Source organism: Pseudonocardia sp. NPDC049154 (assembly GCF_040648315.1).
Lineage (GTDB): Bacteria > Actinomycetota > Actinomycetes > Mycobacteriales > Pseudonocardiaceae > Pseudonocardia.
Genome location: NZ_JBEZDN010000175.1, coordinates 1 through 13,637 on the forward strand (window position 1 = coordinate 1; position 13,637 = coordinate 13,637).

Below are 13,637 nucleotides of genomic sequence, written 5' to 3' on the forward strand. Positions count from 1 at the left end.
CAGCGTTCGATGATGAGCCTGCGGCCGTGCACGGTGGTGCGCGCGTTACGGTGCCCCACGGAGGGCCTCCTCGGTGGTGAGTCGGTGCGTCAGACCCACCCACTCCTCCCGGAGGCCCTCCCCTCGATCAAGCCGCCACGCCGGACGACCTGTCAACAACGTGGTGGGTCGCTACATCTAGGGGCGAACGGCACCCTCCCCGCAGGCCGGGGAAGGTCCCGGGGTTGCTGGCGAACCAGCGTGGGGACAGCCAGGGCAGGCCGGCTGATGCGACGTTCGGCGTCCTGGCGCGGGAGTGTCGCTCGGCAAGCCTTGACAAGCTTGCGCAACGTCTTGCACTCTCTTGGAGACGGACTCGAGGAGGAGTGACGGTGAGCAGCCCTACGTTGACCGATGTCGCCAGGCGGGCGAATGTCGCGCTGTCGACCGCGTCCCGGGCGTTCAGCGACCCCGACCGGCTTGGCCCAGACACCTTGCGCAAGATCCTGAGTATTGCGCAAGAGCTGGGGTACACGCCCGCGGTGAAGGACGCCGAGCCGGTCACGCCGCGCACCGCGACGATCGCCGTGGTGGTGCCGGACATCGCGAACCCGGTGTTCTCCTCGTTCGTGAAGGCCGTCCAGGGGCAGGGCTGGCAGGACCGGCACACCGTCGTCCTCGCCGACTCGGACTTCGACCCGGAGCGCGAGCGCGAGGTCATCCGCACCCTCGCGGGCCGGGTGGACGGGATCGTCGTCTGCTCGTCGCGGCTGGACGCCGACGAGGTGCTCGGCCTCTGTGGGCGGCTGCCGGTCGTCCTGGTGAACAGGGAGGCCGCGGGCGCGGACTGCATCGTCGCGGACGCGACGCAGGGCCTGCGCGAGACCATCGACTACCTGACCGCGCTCGGGCACCGCCGGATCGCCTACGTCCAGGGCTCGCCGCGATCGTGGTCCAACGCGCACCGCGTCGAGGTCGTCCGCGCGCTCGCCGCGGAGCGGGACCTCGACCTGGAGATGCTGGACTGGCAGACCGAGACCGTGTCCGGCGGCACGGCCGCGGCCGCCCGGGTGGTCGCCTCGGGTGCCACCGCGGTGATCGCGCACAACGACCTCGTGGCGCTGGGCGTGATGAGCGGGGCCCGCGCCCTCGGCGTCCGGGTGCCGACCGACCTCTCCGTGGTCGGGATGGACGACATCCCGTTCGGACAGGTCGTCGACCCCCCGCTGAGCAGCATCGACGTCCCGATGGGCCGCGCCGGGCGGCTGTCCATCGAGGTCCTCGGCCGGGCCCTGGCCGGGGAGGCCCGCACCCCCCGCACCCAGCGCCTGGACACCCACCTCGTGGTCCGGGGCTCCACCGGGCCGCTGACCCAGCCCAAGACCGGAGTGCGCTCGTGAAGATCGTCGTCGCCGACGCCAACCTGGCTCCGCTGCGGGCCCACCTCGAGGAGGGCTTTCCGACCGGTGCGGAGGTGAGCTGGCCGGACCCCCGGGACGTCGACGCCGTCGCCGCGGCCGTGGCCGACGCGGACGTGCTCGTCGCGGGCCGCTGCCCCGCCGCCGTCGGCGCATCCGGGAGGAATCTGAAGCTCGTGCACGCCGCGGGCGCCGGGGTGGACGGGATCGACGTGCCCGCGCTCCCGCCGGGCACGGTCGTCGCCAACACGTTCCACCACGAGGACTCGATCGCCGAGTACGTCGTGGCCGCCACGATCCTGCTGCGCCGGGGCTTCCTCATCCAGGACACCGCGCTGCGCCGGGACGAGTGGGCCTCGCCGGCACACGACCCGGCGCTGCCGTGGGGGAACTCGCTCGGCGCCGCGACGATCGGGTTCGTCGGGTTCGGGCACATCGGCGCCCGGACGTGGGAGCGGTTCCGCGCGTTCGGCGCCCGCGGGGTGGCCGTCACCCGCCGCGGGGACGTGGACGCGGCCGCGCGCGGCCTGGAGTGGGCAGGCTCCACCGACGACCTCGGCACCCTCCTGGACCGCGCGGACGTCGTGGTGGTCAGCGCCCCGCTCACCCCGGAGACCACCGGGATGATCGGCCCCGCCGAGCTGGAGCGGATGAAGTGCGGCGCGATCCTGGTCAACGTGGGTCGTGGGCCGCTGGTCGAGGAGAAGGCCGTGTTCGAGGCCCTGCGGAACGGCGACATCGCCGGCGCGGCCCTGGACGTCTGGTACTCCTACCCGGCCTCCGGCAACCACGGCGCCCCCTCGGAGCTGCCCTTCCGGGAGCTGCCGAACGTGCTGATGACGCCGCACTCGTCCGGCCTGACCCGGCAGACCTTCCTCGGCCGGGCCGAGGACATCGCCGCGAACGTGCGGCGGCTGGCAGCGGGGGAGCGGCTGGTCAACGTCGTGGCGGTGGCCGGGGAATGAGCACCGCGAACACCATCGTCTCGGCGGACGTGCTGATCACCAGCCCGGGCCGCAACTTCGTCTCGCTGAAGATCACCACGTCGGACGGCGTCGTCGGCTGGGGGGACGCCACCCTCAACGGCCGCGAGCTCGCCGTCGCGAGCTACTTGCGCGACCACGTCTGCCCGATCCTGATCGGGCGCGATCCCTCCGCGATCGAGGACACCTGGCAGTACCTCTACCGCGGGGTCTACTGGCGCCGCGGCCCGGTGACCATGGCCGCGATCGGCGCGGTCGACCTCGCGTTGTGGGACATCAAGGGCAAGGTCTGCGGTCAGCCGATCTACCAGCTGCTCGGCGGCAAGGTCCGGGACCGGATCCTCTCCTACACCCACGCCACCGGCTGGGACGTCCCGGCGCTGCTCGACGCCGTCGCGGCCCAGACCGAGCGCGGGTTCCGCGCGGTCCGGGTGCAGACCGGCGTGCCGGGGCTGGACTCGGTCTACGGCGTGACCAAGGACGGCGGCGCCTACGAGCCCGCCGGCCGTGGCCTGGCCCCGGTCGAGGAGGTCTGGGACACCACCGCCTACCTGCGGTATGTGCCCGTCGCGCTCGCCGAGGTGCGCGTCGCCGTCGGGCCCGACCTGGAGCTGCTGCACGACGCCCATCACCGGCTGACCCCGAACCAGGCGGCCCGGCTGGGCAAGGCCCTCGAACCGGTGGACCTGTTCTGGCTGGAGGACGTGACCCCCGCGGAGAACCAGGAGGTGCTGCGGCGGGTGCGCGAGCAGACCACGGTCCCGCTGGCGATCGGCGAGGTCTTCACCACGATCTGGGAGTTCCAGCAGCTGATCACCGAACAGCTGATCGACTACGTCCGGGCCGCGGTCTCGCACGTCGGCGGGATCACCCCCCTGCGCCGGATCGCCGCGCTCGCCGAGGTGTGGCAGGTGCGGCTCGCCCCGCACGGCCCATCGGACGTGTCGCCGATCGCGCTCGCCGGCGCCACGCACGTGGGGCTGGCCACGCCGAACTTCGCGATCCAGGAGTACATGGGGTACCCGGAGCGGGTGCACGAGGTGTTCCGGCACGCCTGGACCTACGCCGACGGGCACCTGCACCCCGGCGACGCGCCCGGCCTCGGGATCGAGGTCGACGAGGCGCTCGCCGCCCGCTTCCCCTACGAACCCGCCTACCTGCCCGTCGCCCGTCGGCTCGACGGCACCCTCACGGATTGGTGATGCAGTGACCACCCCGGAACGCCTCGCCCAGAGCACCACCCCGGGCGCCACGCTCCTCCACCGCCGGGAGGTGACCGAGACCGGCATCGTCCACCTCGGACTCGGCAACTTCCACCGCGCCCACCAGGCCGTCCACACCGCCGCCGCGCTGCAGGCCGAGGACGGCCCCTGGGGCATCCTCGGCGTGGCCAGCCGCTCTGCCGCCGTCGCCGACGCCCTGCGCGCCCAGGACCTGCGCTACTCGGTGCTGGAGATCTCGCCCGAGGGCAGCCGCGTGGCGGTCCCTGCGGTGCACACCGGCGTGCTCGTCGCCGCCCAGGACCGGGAGGCCGTGGTCGACGCGGTCGCCGGTGCCCGGATCGTCACCCTCACCGTGACCGAGCACGGCTACACGATCGACCCGCGCACGGGTTCGCTCGCGCTCGACCACCCCGGCGTGCGGGCCGACCTCGCGGGCGGCGCGCCGCAGACCACGCTCGGCCAGATCGTGCGCGGCCTGCAGCGCAGGCTCCGCGCGGGCGGCGCGCCGATCACCGTGATGAGCTGCGACAACCTCGTCGAGAACGGGACCACCACCGCACGCCTGGTCGGCGAGTTCGTGGCCGCGCTGCCGGAGCCGGAGCGCGCGGAGCTCGAGCCGTACCTGGCGCACGTCGCGTTCCCCAACAGCATGGTCGACCGGATCGTCCCGGCCACCACGGATGCCTACCGCGCCGAGGCCGCCCGGCTGCTCGGGGTGTGGGACGAGGTCCCGGTGCCCGCCGAGCCCTTCAGCATGTGGGCGATCGAGGACGACTTCGCGGCCGGCAGGCCTGCGTGGGAGCGCGGCGGCGCCCGCTTCACGACCGACGTCGCCGGCTACGAGCTGCTCAAGCTGCGCCTGCTCAACGGCACTCACTCGCTGATCGCCTATCTGGGCGCGCTAGCGGGCTGCGACACGATCCCGCAGTCCAGCGCCCGGTCCGCGATCCGCGCCGCGGCGAACGCCGTGCTGCGCGAGGACTACCTGCCCACCGTCCCGGTGCCGGCGGACGTGGATCTCGAGGAGTACGTCGCGCAGCTGTTCACCCGGTGGTCGAACACCGCGCTCGGACACCGCACCCGCCAGGTCGGCTCCGACGGTTCGGTGAAGCTCGCCCAGCGCGTCCCCGAGCCCGCCCTGCACCACCTGGCCGCGGGCCGGATGCCGCACGGCCTGGCGCTGACCGTCGCCGCCTACCTGTGCTGCATCGCCCCGCCCACCGGGTTCGACGCCGGCTCGCACGCCGCGGCCATGTCCGACCCGGCCCGTGAGCGGCTCGCGCGGCTCGCCGGCCGCCCCACCGCGGAGTTCGTGGCCGCGGCCCTGGACACCGGCCTGCTCGGCACCGAGCTGGCCGCCCACGACGGGTTCCGCGCCCGCGTCGCCGAGCTGGTGGACCTGCTGGTCCGGCACGGCGCCGACGCCGCGGCCCGCGAGCTCACCCACACCCAGGAGGCGGCGTGATCGTCGAGAAGACCCGGGCCGCCGTGCTGCACGGACCCGAGGACCTGCGCATCGAGGAGCTGCCGCTGCCGGCGCTCGGCCCGGACGACGTGCTCGTCCAGGTCGACGCGGTCGGCGTGTGCGGCTCGGACATGCACTACTTCGCCAGCGGCCGCAACGGGCAGAACGTGCTCCGGCAGCCCACCGTGCTCGGGCACGAGGCGTCCGGCGTGATCGTCGAGGCCGGCGCGCTCGTCGAGCTCGCGGTCGGCACCCGCGTCGCCGTCGAGCCCGCCGTCGGCTGCGGCCGCTGCGCGACCTGCCGCTCCGGGCACTACAACCTGTGCCCCACGGGCACGTGCTTCGGCTCGCCGCCCACCCACGGCACGATCTCGCAATACCTGGTCGCGCCGTCGCGGGCGGTGCACCCGTTGCCCGAGGAGATCGGGACCGAGCTCGGCTCGCTGATCGAGCCGCTGGCCGTGGCGGTGCACGCCGTCCAGCGGGCCGACGTCCAGCTGGGCCACCGCGTGCTCGTCACCGGCGCGGGCCCGATCGGCATCCTCGTCGCGCAGGTGGCCCGGGCCGCCGGCGCCGAGGAGGTCGTGGTCACCGACATCAACGACGACCGGCTGGCGCGCGCCGCCGAGCTGGGCGCCACCTCGGTGGTCAACACGGCCACCACCGAGCTCACCCACACCGGCATGGACCGGCTGCTCGAGTGCACCGCCGTCCCCGCCGTGCTGTGGCAGGGCATCCGGGCGCTCGGCCCGGCCACCCGGGCCACGGTCGTCGGACAGGCGGCACCCGCCGTCGACGGGCTCCCGCTGGCGTTCCTGCAGCGCTGGGAGATCGACCTGGGCACCGCGTTCCGCTACGCGCGTGCCTTCCCGCCCGCGATCGCCCTGGCGGCGAACGGCCGGGTGGACCTGGCCGGAGTGCTGACCGGCCGGTTCCCGCTCGACCGGGCGGCGGACGCCCTCCGCGCGCCCGTGCAGGACCCCACGCACCTCAAGGTCGTCGTCCGTCCCGGCGACTGACCCCGACCCACCCGATCACGGCCCCGCGAGGCCCCTCCATCCGAGGACGCATGGACATGACCGAGACGCAATCCTCCACTGTGCAGCAGCCGAGCGTTGATCCGAAGGCCCTCCGTCGGGCCGCCTGGGCCGGGCTGGTCGGCACCACCCTGGAGCAGTACGACTTCGTCATCTACGGCACGGCGTCGGCGCTGATCTTCTCGAACCTGTTCTTCCCGAACATCTCCCCGGCGGCGGGCATTCTCGCCAGCTTCAGCGCCTACGCCGTCGGCTTCGCGGCCCGTCCGCTCGGTGGGCTGTTCTTCTCCCGGTTCGGCGACCGGCTCGGCCGCAAGTGGGTGTTGGTCGCGACGCTGCTGCTGATGGGCGGCTCGACGCTGGCGATCGGGCTGCTGCCCACCTACGCCCAGGTCGGCATCCTCGCCCCGGTCCTGCTGGTCGCCTGCCGGTTCCTGCAGGGCTTCGGCGCAGGCGCGGAGCAGTCCGGCGGCGCGACCCTGCTCACCGAGACCGCCGGAATCGGCCGCCGCGGCCGGTTCGCCTCGCTGGTAATGACCGGCGCCGCGTTGGGCACCGCGCTCGGCGCCGTCGCCTGGATCCTCGCCCAGCTGCTGCCGGACGACGACCTCATGAGCTGGGGCTGGCGGCTGGTCTTCCTGTCCAGCCTCCTCGTGACGGTCGCCGCCCTGATCATCCGGCGGCGGCTGAACGAGAGCCCGGTCTTCCAGGAGCTCAAGGAGCAGCACGCCGAACCCCGCAAGCCCGTCGCCGAGACCTTCCGTCACGGCCGGCGTCCGCTGGTCCTGGTCACGCTGATGACCATCGGGGTCAGCTCGCAGTCCTACACCTACCAGGTGTTCATGGCCTCCTACCTGGTGTCGAGCGTCGGGGTGGACAAGGCGTTCGTGCCGAAGGTGCTGCTCGTCGGCGCGATCTGCGGCGGCATCGCGGCCGTCGGGTTCGGGGCGCTGTCGGACCGGTTCGGCCGCAAGCCCGTCTACACCGCGATCCTCTCCGCGCTGGTCCTACTGCCCGGCCCGTCGTTCATCGCGCTGAACACCGGCTCGCACGTCGCGATCGTCGTGACGATCATCGTCGGGTTCATCCTGGCCTGCCAGGGCGCCACCGGCGTCACGATGTCCTACTTCCCGGAGCTGTTCGGCAACCGCTACCGGTACGCCGGTGTCACCCTCGGCCGCGAATTCGCGTCGGTGCTCGGCGGCGGCGTCGCCCCGCTCATCTGCGCCGCGCTCGTCAGCGCCTTCTCCGGGTCCTGGGTCCCGGTGGCGGCCTACATGATGCTGATCATGATCCTCAGCCTGATCGCCGCGCGGTTCGCGCCGGAGACCCGCGACCGCGATCTCACCGTCGCCGAGGACGCCCGATGACCCTGTCTGCCACGAGGAACGACGCAGACCGGGTCGCCCCGAGCGAGGCGCTGCGCCGCACCGGCGTCGTTGCGGTGCTGCGGGCCGACTCGCCCGAGTACCTGCTCCCCGCGGCCCGGACGCTGGTGGGGGAGGGCCTGGTCTGCCTCGAGCTGACCATGACCACCCCCGGCGCGCTGGACTCGCTGCGGCTGCTGCGCGCGGAGTTCGGCGACTCGGCGGACGTCGGCCTCGGCAGCGTTCGTGGCGCCGAGGCCGCCCGTCGAGCGCTCGAGGCGGGCGCCGCGTTTCTGGTCAGCCCGGTGCTGGACCTTGCGATGGTGGCCGAGTGCGTGGCGGCCGGGGTTCCCGCCTACCCGGCAGGGATCACCCCGACCGAGCTGATCACCGTCTGGGACGCCGGCGCCTCGGCCGTGAAGCTCTTCCCGGCGGGCACCGTCGGCCCCGCGCACCTGAAGGCCGTCCGCGAGCCGCTTCCCGAGCTCGCGATCATGCCGACCGGCGGCATCGGGGTCGACGACGTCGGCACCTGGATCCGGGCCGGCGCGCTCGCCGTCGGGCTCGGCGGTTCGCTGTCCGGTGACGCCCTGCGCGGCGGGGACCTCGGCGCCCTGGCCGACCGCGCGGCGCGGGCCCTGGCGGGGGCGCGGCGGGAGACCGGTTCATGAGTGTGGTGACGCTCGGGGAGACGATGGGGCTGCTGGCCGCGGACACCGTCGGGCACCTGCAGCACGTCTCGACCATGCGGCTGGGCATCGGCGGCGCGGAGAGCAACGTCGCCATTGCCCTCGCGCGGCTGGGCACGCCGGTGATCTGGATCGGCAGGATCGGGGCGGACTCGCTCGGGGACCGGGTGGTCCGCGAGCTGCGCGCGGAGGGCGTGGACGTGCACGCCGTGCGCGATCCCGGCGCGCCGACCGGGCTGATGCTCAAGGAACGCCCGCCCGGGGGCGGGGTGCGCGTCTGGTACTACCGCCACCGGGGCGCGGGGGCGCGGCTCAGCCCGTCCGACGTGGACGACGAGGTGATCGCCGGAGCCACGCTGCTGCACGTCACCGGGATCACCCCCGCCCTCGGGGACGCGCCCGCCAAGGCCGTGGAGCACGCCGTCGCGGTCGCGCGGGAGGCCGGGGTCACGGTGTCGTTCGACGTCAACCACCGCTCCACGCTCTGGTCCGACGCCGAGGCCGCGCCGGTCCTGCGGGCCCTCGCCGCCTCCGCGGACGTCGTGTTCGCGGGCGACGGCGAGGCCGGTCTTGTTCTGGGGACGGGGACCGCCGATCCCGCGGAACTCGCCTCCGGTCTCGCGGACCTCGGCCCGTCGGAGGTGGTGATCAAGCTCGGCGAGGCCGGGGCTCTGGCCCTGGTCTGCGGGCGGGTGCATCGGCAGGAGGCGTTCCCGGTCACGGTCGTGGACCCGGTGGGAGCCGGCGACGCCTTCGTCGGTGCCTACCTCGCCGAGCGCGTCGCCGGAACCGAGGTCCCGCAACGACTTCGGACAGCCGCACGGGCCGGAGCGTTGATGTGCACCGTGCCTGGAGACTGGGAGGCGTTACCGTCGCGAGCGGACCTAGCTCGGGACTTCGCGGCAGTCGACGTTCGACGCTGAACGGACCGACCTGGCCGCGCCGGTGCCACGATCGCCTCGATGGTCGCCCGCACATGCGCAGGGCGCTTCGCCGCGCCTTGGCCGCCGACACCCGGCGGTTCACCCCGGCCCGACGGTCGGCCGCGGCGGGCTACGCCGGAGACGTCACGGTCCGGCATCCGTACGGCCGGTTCGAGTTCCGCGGCCGAGGCATGCACATCCGACGCAGCGGGGAGAACGCCTCGATCTAGTCGCTGGCAATCTCCGGGCCTGCCCGCTTGTCCGCGACGTCGCCGCCACGGCCCGTTCCGACGAGACCCTCGACGCGGTCCTCCTCGCGCACGTGATCCTGGCTGCGGGCTACGAGGAGAGGAGCTTTCGCGCCTGGTGTCGCGAGCACGTTGGCCGCCGTGGTGTCCCGGACGAGATCCGGGAGCATACCTCGTTCCCGAGGACCGGAAGCGGGCGAGTGATCGTGCGGGAGCTTTGACCGCTCATCTGTGCGAAGGTCGTACGAGCTACAAGCAGCAAACAACTTCCGGCGGGTGATTCGAGCCGTCGGCATGACACCATTCATGACACGAGATTCCGTTGGATGGTGCTGCCGGAGGGTTGGAGAGGCTTTACGCGCTAGCGTTGTCGCTGGTAGGAGGACTGAGAGAGGAGTGCTGCGCGCTTTACACCCGAGCGGTCGGACGCCGAGCAGGAACTTTCGACCGCCCATCCAAGCCAGTTCAGAGGCGCGTTAGCCGGGATGAGGCAACGAATCGCGTGTAGCCGACGGTCGTGTGTAGCCGACGGCTAACGGCTGCCCGGCTGGCGACGGATTCGACGCGGGCGTTGTTCCTGGTAGGCGCGACAGGCCCCGGATGGAATGCCGCACGTCCTCGTCAAGAGGCTGGTGCCCGTCGGCCAGGAATGTCCCCGCCAAACGATACGCCGTTTGAGCACCAACAATGACCGGCTCGCTACAGCTAGGTCACCGGCACGACGATGACCGCCTGCTCGGTTCCGGTCAGATCGGCAGCGTTGCGGGTGAGGAGGGGCATTCCGTGACGCGCTGCTGTCGCGGCGATAAGCAGGTCCATCGCGCGCGATCGGACCTTGCGCCCGGCCTGCTGGGTGACCATGCGGGCCAGCACGCCGTAGACCTCGGTCGTGGCGATGTCGAGATTGATGACCTCGTAGTGGTCGAGGAGCAGCTGCAGGCGCCTTCGACGGTTCAGCTCCTCGATGGGGGTGGGCGCGGTGAACAGGCCGTGCTGTAGTTCGGCCACCGTGATCACGCTGACGGCCACTTCTCGCGCGTAGCGGGCGAAGCCTTCATGTGGAGGCTGAATCCAGACGGAGGTATCGGCGAGCACCACGCCGTCATGCATCACGAGGATGCGTCCGATCCGTGCGGGTCGTGCGCCTCCTGGTCGAGGTCATCTCGTTCCTGCTTCCAGGAGTCCACGTCCATCGGGGGAAGGTCGGCCATCAAGGCATCCAATTCCTCTGCCGGGATGGCCCGTCTGAGCTGGACCCGCTGGTGCGGGACGAGGTCTGCGACCGGCTGCCCGTTGACTGTGATCGTGAAGGACTCCCCCGCTGCGACTCGCCGCATTACCTCGGCATTGTCGTTGCGTAGCTGGGACTGCTTGATGACCTCGCCCATGGCTACCAGCATAGCGCCCAGTGCTACATAGATAGCGGTGGGCGCCGACGTCAGTCGGCAGTGACTGCTCGCGAAGATCGGACGCACGCGCTGCGTCGAACCCATCGTCAACGCGCCAGCGATACGCGATGGCGCCCGCCCCGATTACCGCCGCGTGATCGGCAGCTTCTGCGTGAAGCGCTGGTGACGGCAGACGCGCGCAGCCGCAGGCGTGTGCGGTCATGGGGCGATCCCAGCCTATGCACCGATTTGTCGAGGGAGCCTTCAACGACAATTGGCGCTCTGCCGGTGACGAGTTTCGTGATCAGTTCTGTCGGTGGTGCCGGTTACCGTGCTCGCGTGTCTGATCTTCCGGCTCCGCAGCACGGGTTTCCTACTGCAACCGGCCCGAGTCGCCCTGTGGCAGGTGGCACGCCACAAGACCGCGGTCACTGTGAGCGAGCTGGTGACAGAGACACACAGGAGGCAGGAGCGCACGCGTCGCCTTCCCCGCCAGCGCGGGACCACGCCACGTCGCCCTCGCTTGAGCTCGCCGGCGATCTGCCGCTCACCCTCGACGAGGCCAGCTACGTTGCTGCCGCCCGAGCACCGAACACGCTGCGCGGCTACCGCGGCGACTGGGCTGACTTCACCCGCTGGTGCCGCCAGCGCCAAGTCAGCCCCATGCCGGCCGGGCCCGACGCCCTCGCCGGCTATCTCGTTGCCCTTGCCGCCCGCGGCGCCAGGATCGGCACGCTCAGCCGACGGCTGTCGGCGATCCGGTTCGCTCACCAGCTCGCCGACCATGCTGATCCAACCGCTACGGCTCGCGTGCTCGCGGTCTGGGAGGGCATCCGCCGCACCCATGGCGCCCCACCCGAGCAGGCCGCCCCCCTGATGCCCCCCGAGCTGTTCGACGCCGTAGCCGCGTGCCCCAGCACCCGCGGTGCTGCCACGGGTGCCCTCGAGCCAGATCTCGCGGGTTTGCGGGATCGCGCTCTGCTCCTGGTCGGGTTCTTTGCCGCGTTACGTCGCAGCGAACTCGCCGCGTTGACAGTCGACCAGATCGCCGATCATGACCGCGGCCTCGTCCTCACCATTGCCCGGTCGAAGACTAACCAGACCGGCATCGAGCGCGAGCTCGTGGTTCTTCCTCGTGCCAGCCGTCCGGAACGCTGTCCTATCGCTGCCCTCGACACCTGGCTCCGCACGGCCGGAATCGTCGAGGGACCGGTCCTGCGCAAGGTCACCACGGCCAATCGGGCCGGAGCCAAAGCGCTGAACCCGGAGTCGATCAACGTCCTCGTGCAGCGTGCTGTTGCCCGCGCCGGACTCGGTGGTGGCCCCTGGTCGGCGCACTCGCTGCGTGCGGGATTCGTCACCTACGCCCACCTGCGCGGTGCGTCCGACCGGGCCATCGCCCATCAGACCCGACATCGCTCTCTCGCGTCAGTGGGTACCTACGTGCGGATCCACCAGGTCTGGGAGGACAATGCGGCTACGATGCTCGGGCTCTAGCAGCGGGGGCGGCTAGAGATACGCATGAGCTCCTTGTCGCCGTTCTTGCACGCCGTGCAGCTACCGTGAACGGCACTAAACGCGACCGTGAAGGAGTAATGGTGGCCGAGAACGTGACCGAGCTGCCGAAGTCGATCCAGGGCGAGCAGCAGCAGGACACGGGCTACGTACGAGCGTCCGATGAGGATGTCGACCTGTACGTCGACCGAGTCTCCGACGAGGTGCTGGCGTGCCGGGAACGCGGGCGGCACCTTTTTCCGACCATCCGGCAAGCCGGTATCCACTTCACCGAGGTCGACGACGACGGGCTCTTCGTCCGCCGGCTGACCTGTACCTGCTGCGAGCTCGCGGTGAAGGTCGAGAAGTGGGAAGGCCGGCGGCGGGGTGGCCGCACGCGGTTCCAACGAGTTGCTTCCTCTCTGGAGTACCGCGAGGGACCAGATGGCCAGGTCTATCTGTCACCGACCGGCCGTGGGCGGATGACCCCGCGACAGATCGGTGATTCGGTGGCTTCCAAGGCTCTTGCCGGGCAGAGTCTCGCCGCGCTGCGGAAGGCGGCGAAGGGTCAGGACGGGACGACCCGCAGGCGGGCGAAGAAGGCTCCTGCAGAGCCGGCCGCTGTGGACGCCGGGTGAGCAGCTAGATCGAGCCGTCCGGCTCAACCTGAACACGACACAGTTCGATCTTACTGTGCCGTGTGATCAGCTCGATTGGCGGGGTGTGGCCAGTGAGGCTATTGATAGTGCGATGCAGCTGATGATTGAGCGACTCGACGTCGCAGTGGGAAAGCCCGCCCGCGGCGGCGACGACGTGTTGCGCCATCACGGCGTGATCGTTCATCGTGCCCAACACACGGCGGTCCAGGGTCCTCGCGACGGTCACCTCGCGTTCGTCGAGCTCGCCGAGTGCGTCGCGAGGGAGCGCCTCGGACCGCAACGCCGCGGCGATCGCGGTGACGACGAACAGGCCGGGCGGGCGCAGCTCGGCAGCAGCTACGTCCGATACGAACACCGAGAAGACCGTTCTGGCGTGGGTCAGCAGCAGGCACTTGCGACCGTCGACCCACAGCAGGTTCGCATACCAATCAGCCGGGCTCGCCTCGGCAACAGCGGGTCGCAGCCGCAGCAGCGACAGTAGCTTGCCGGTGCAGCGCAGCATCACCGGGCGATCATAAGATGTCGTTTCAGAAGTCGGCGTGTTGGTCCTGTGTGGAGCCACGCTGGTTGCTGATCATGTTTGGCGCTGGCGAGGCGATCTTGTGTCGAGCGATTGGTCAGCGACGAGCTGTGGGCCTTGGTGGAGCCGCTGCTGCCGAAGCCGCGCCCACCGAAGCGGGGGCGGACGGGCCGGCCGCGGGTCGCGGACCGGGCCGCGCTGGCCGGGATCGTGTTCGTGCTCAAGACCGGGATCAGCTGGAACG

At 71.5% G+C, this 13,637-nt stretch carries 15 protein-coding genes and 1 pseudogene; 13 read left to right on the forward strand and 3 right to left on the reverse strand.

From position 1 onward, the window contains the following. Positions 1–371 precede the first annotated feature (371 nt). From AB0B41_RS40155 to AB0B41_RS40200, 10 genes and pseudogenes are all read left to right on the forward strand, one after another. Complete coding sequence (locus AB0B41_RS40155; protein ID WP_358212272.1) at positions 372–1,379, forward strand: LacI family DNA-binding transcriptional regulator; 1,008 nt, start codon at positions 372–374, stop codon at positions 1,377–1,379. Continuing rightward, on the forward strand, positions 1,376–2,362 hold the full coding sequence (locus AB0B41_RS40160; RefSeq protein WP_358212273.1) for a 2-hydroxyacid dehydrogenase: 987 nt from the start codon (positions 1,376–1,378) through the stop codon (positions 2,360–2,362). The genes AB0B41_RS40155 and AB0B41_RS40160 overlap by 4 nt, the downstream gene beginning before the upstream one ends. Further along, entirely contained in the window at positions 2,359–3,582 is a 1,224-nt protein-coding gene (gene manD / locus AB0B41_RS40165; protein WP_358212274.1) for a D-mannonate dehydratase ManD, read from the forward strand. Before AB0B41_RS40160 ends, manD begins: the two co-directional genes overlap by 4 nt. Before the next feature lie 4 nt (positions 3,583–3,586). Continuing rightward, on the forward strand, positions 3,587–5,068 hold the full coding sequence (locus AB0B41_RS40170) for a mannitol dehydrogenase family protein (RefSeq protein WP_358212275.1): 1,482 nt from the start codon (positions 3,587–3,589) through the stop codon (positions 5,066–5,068). Continuing rightward, positions 5,065–6,087 carry an NAD(P)-dependent alcohol dehydrogenase gene (locus tag AB0B41_RS40175; protein WP_358212276.1) on the forward strand — a complete coding sequence of 341 codons (1,023 nt, stop codon included), beginning with the start codon at positions 5,065–5,067 and terminating at the stop codon, positions 6,085–6,087. Before AB0B41_RS40170 ends, AB0B41_RS40175 begins: the two co-directional genes overlap by 4 nt. Before the next feature lie 56 nt (positions 6,088–6,143). Further along, positions 6,144–7,475, forward strand: coding sequence for an MFS transporter (locus AB0B41_RS40180; RefSeq protein ID WP_358212277.1), 1,332 nt, complete (start codon positions 6,144–6,146; stop codon positions 7,473–7,475). Beyond that, on the forward strand, positions 7,472–8,143 hold the full coding sequence (locus AB0B41_RS40185; protein ID WP_358212278.1) for a bifunctional 4-hydroxy-2-oxoglutarate aldolase/2-dehydro-3-deoxy-phosphogluconate aldolase: 672 nt from the start codon (positions 7,472–7,474) through the stop codon (positions 8,141–8,143). Before AB0B41_RS40180 ends, AB0B41_RS40185 begins: the two co-directional genes overlap by 4 nt. Next, positions 8,140–9,084, forward strand: a complete 945-nt coding sequence (locus AB0B41_RS40190; protein ID WP_358212279.1) for a sugar kinase — start codon at positions 8,140–8,142, stop codon at positions 9,082–9,084. The genes AB0B41_RS40185 and AB0B41_RS40190 overlap by 4 nt, the downstream gene beginning before the upstream one ends. Positions 9,085–9,137: 53 nt before the next feature. Then, positions 9,138–9,314, forward strand: coding sequence for a hypothetical protein (locus AB0B41_RS40195; RefSeq protein ID WP_358212286.1), 177 nt, complete (start codon positions 9,138–9,140; stop codon positions 9,312–9,314). 71 nt (positions 9,315–9,385) lie between these two features. Next, a pseudogene (locus AB0B41_RS40200) lies at positions 9,386–9,553 on the forward strand (long-chain fatty acid--CoA ligase); the annotation flags it as partial. A 484-nt stretch (positions 9,554–10,037) separates the two neighbouring features. Here the strand turns inward: AB0B41_RS40200 and AB0B41_RS40205 are convergent. After that, positions 10,038–10,442, reverse strand: coding sequence for a PIN domain-containing protein (locus tag AB0B41_RS40205; protein WP_358212280.1), 405 nt, complete (start codon positions 10,440–10,442; stop codon positions 10,038–10,040). After that, complete coding sequence (locus AB0B41_RS40210) at positions 10,442–10,720, reverse strand: type II toxin-antitoxin system prevent-host-death family antitoxin (protein ID WP_358212281.1); 279 nt, start codon at positions 10,718–10,720, stop codon at positions 10,442–10,444. The genes AB0B41_RS40205 and AB0B41_RS40210 overlap by 1 nt, the downstream gene beginning before the upstream one ends. A 399-nt stretch (positions 10,721–11,119) precedes the next feature. Here AB0B41_RS40210 and AB0B41_RS40215 point away from each other — a divergent pair, with 399 nt between their 5' ends. After that, positions 11,120–12,217, forward strand: coding sequence for a site-specific integrase (locus AB0B41_RS40215; protein ID WP_358212282.1), 1,098 nt, complete (start codon positions 11,120–11,122; stop codon positions 12,215–12,217). 101 nt (positions 12,218–12,318) lie between these two features. Next, a complete protein-coding gene (locus tag AB0B41_RS40220; RefSeq protein ID WP_358212283.1) occupies positions 12,319–12,852 on the forward strand; it encodes a hypothetical protein in 534 nt (177 codons plus the stop codon). A 4-nt stretch (positions 12,853–12,856) separates the two neighbouring features. Here AB0B41_RS40220 and AB0B41_RS40225 read toward each other — a convergent pair whose 3' ends face one another. Next, positions 12,857–13,378, reverse strand: a complete 522-nt coding sequence (locus tag AB0B41_RS40225; protein ID WP_358212284.1) for a hypothetical protein — start codon at positions 13,376–13,378, stop codon at positions 12,857–12,859. A gap of 81 nt (positions 13,379–13,459) precedes the next feature. Between AB0B41_RS40225 and AB0B41_RS40230 the strand changes: the two genes are divergently transcribed. Beyond that, a partial coding sequence (locus tag AB0B41_RS40230; RefSeq protein WP_358212285.1) for a transposase occupies positions 13,460–13,637 on the forward strand: 178 nt, incomplete at its 3' end.

Excerpts from the sequence above, each read along its gene's own strand:
- manD (WP_358212274.1), top strand. The coding sequence starts at position 2,359 with ATGAGCACCGCGAACACCATCGTCTCGGCGGACGTGCTGATCACCAGC.
- AB0B41_RS40180 (WP_358212277.1), top strand. The coding sequence starts at position 6,144 with ATGACCGAGACGCAATCCTCCACTGTGCAGCAGCCGAGCGTTGATCCG.
- AB0B41_RS40185 (WP_358212278.1), top strand. The coding sequence starts at position 7,472 with ATGACCCTGTCTGCCACGAGGAACGACGCAGACCGGGTCGCCCCGAGC.
- AB0B41_RS40190 (WP_358212279.1), top strand. The coding sequence starts at position 8,140 with ATGAGTGTGGTGACGCTCGGGGAGACGATGGGGCTGCTGGCCGCGGAC.
- AB0B41_RS40195 (WP_358212286.1), top strand. The coding sequence starts at position 9,138 with ATGCGCAGGGCGCTTCGCCGCGCCTTGGCCGCCGACACCCGGCGGTTC.
- AB0B41_RS40205 (WP_358212280.1), bottom strand. The coding sequence starts at position 10,442 with ATGCATGACGGCGTGGTGCTCGCCGATACCTCCGTCTGGATTCAGCCT.
- AB0B41_RS40210 (WP_358212281.1), bottom strand. The coding sequence starts at position 10,720 with ATGGGCGAGGTCATCAAGCAGTCCCAGCTACGCAACGACAATGCCGAG.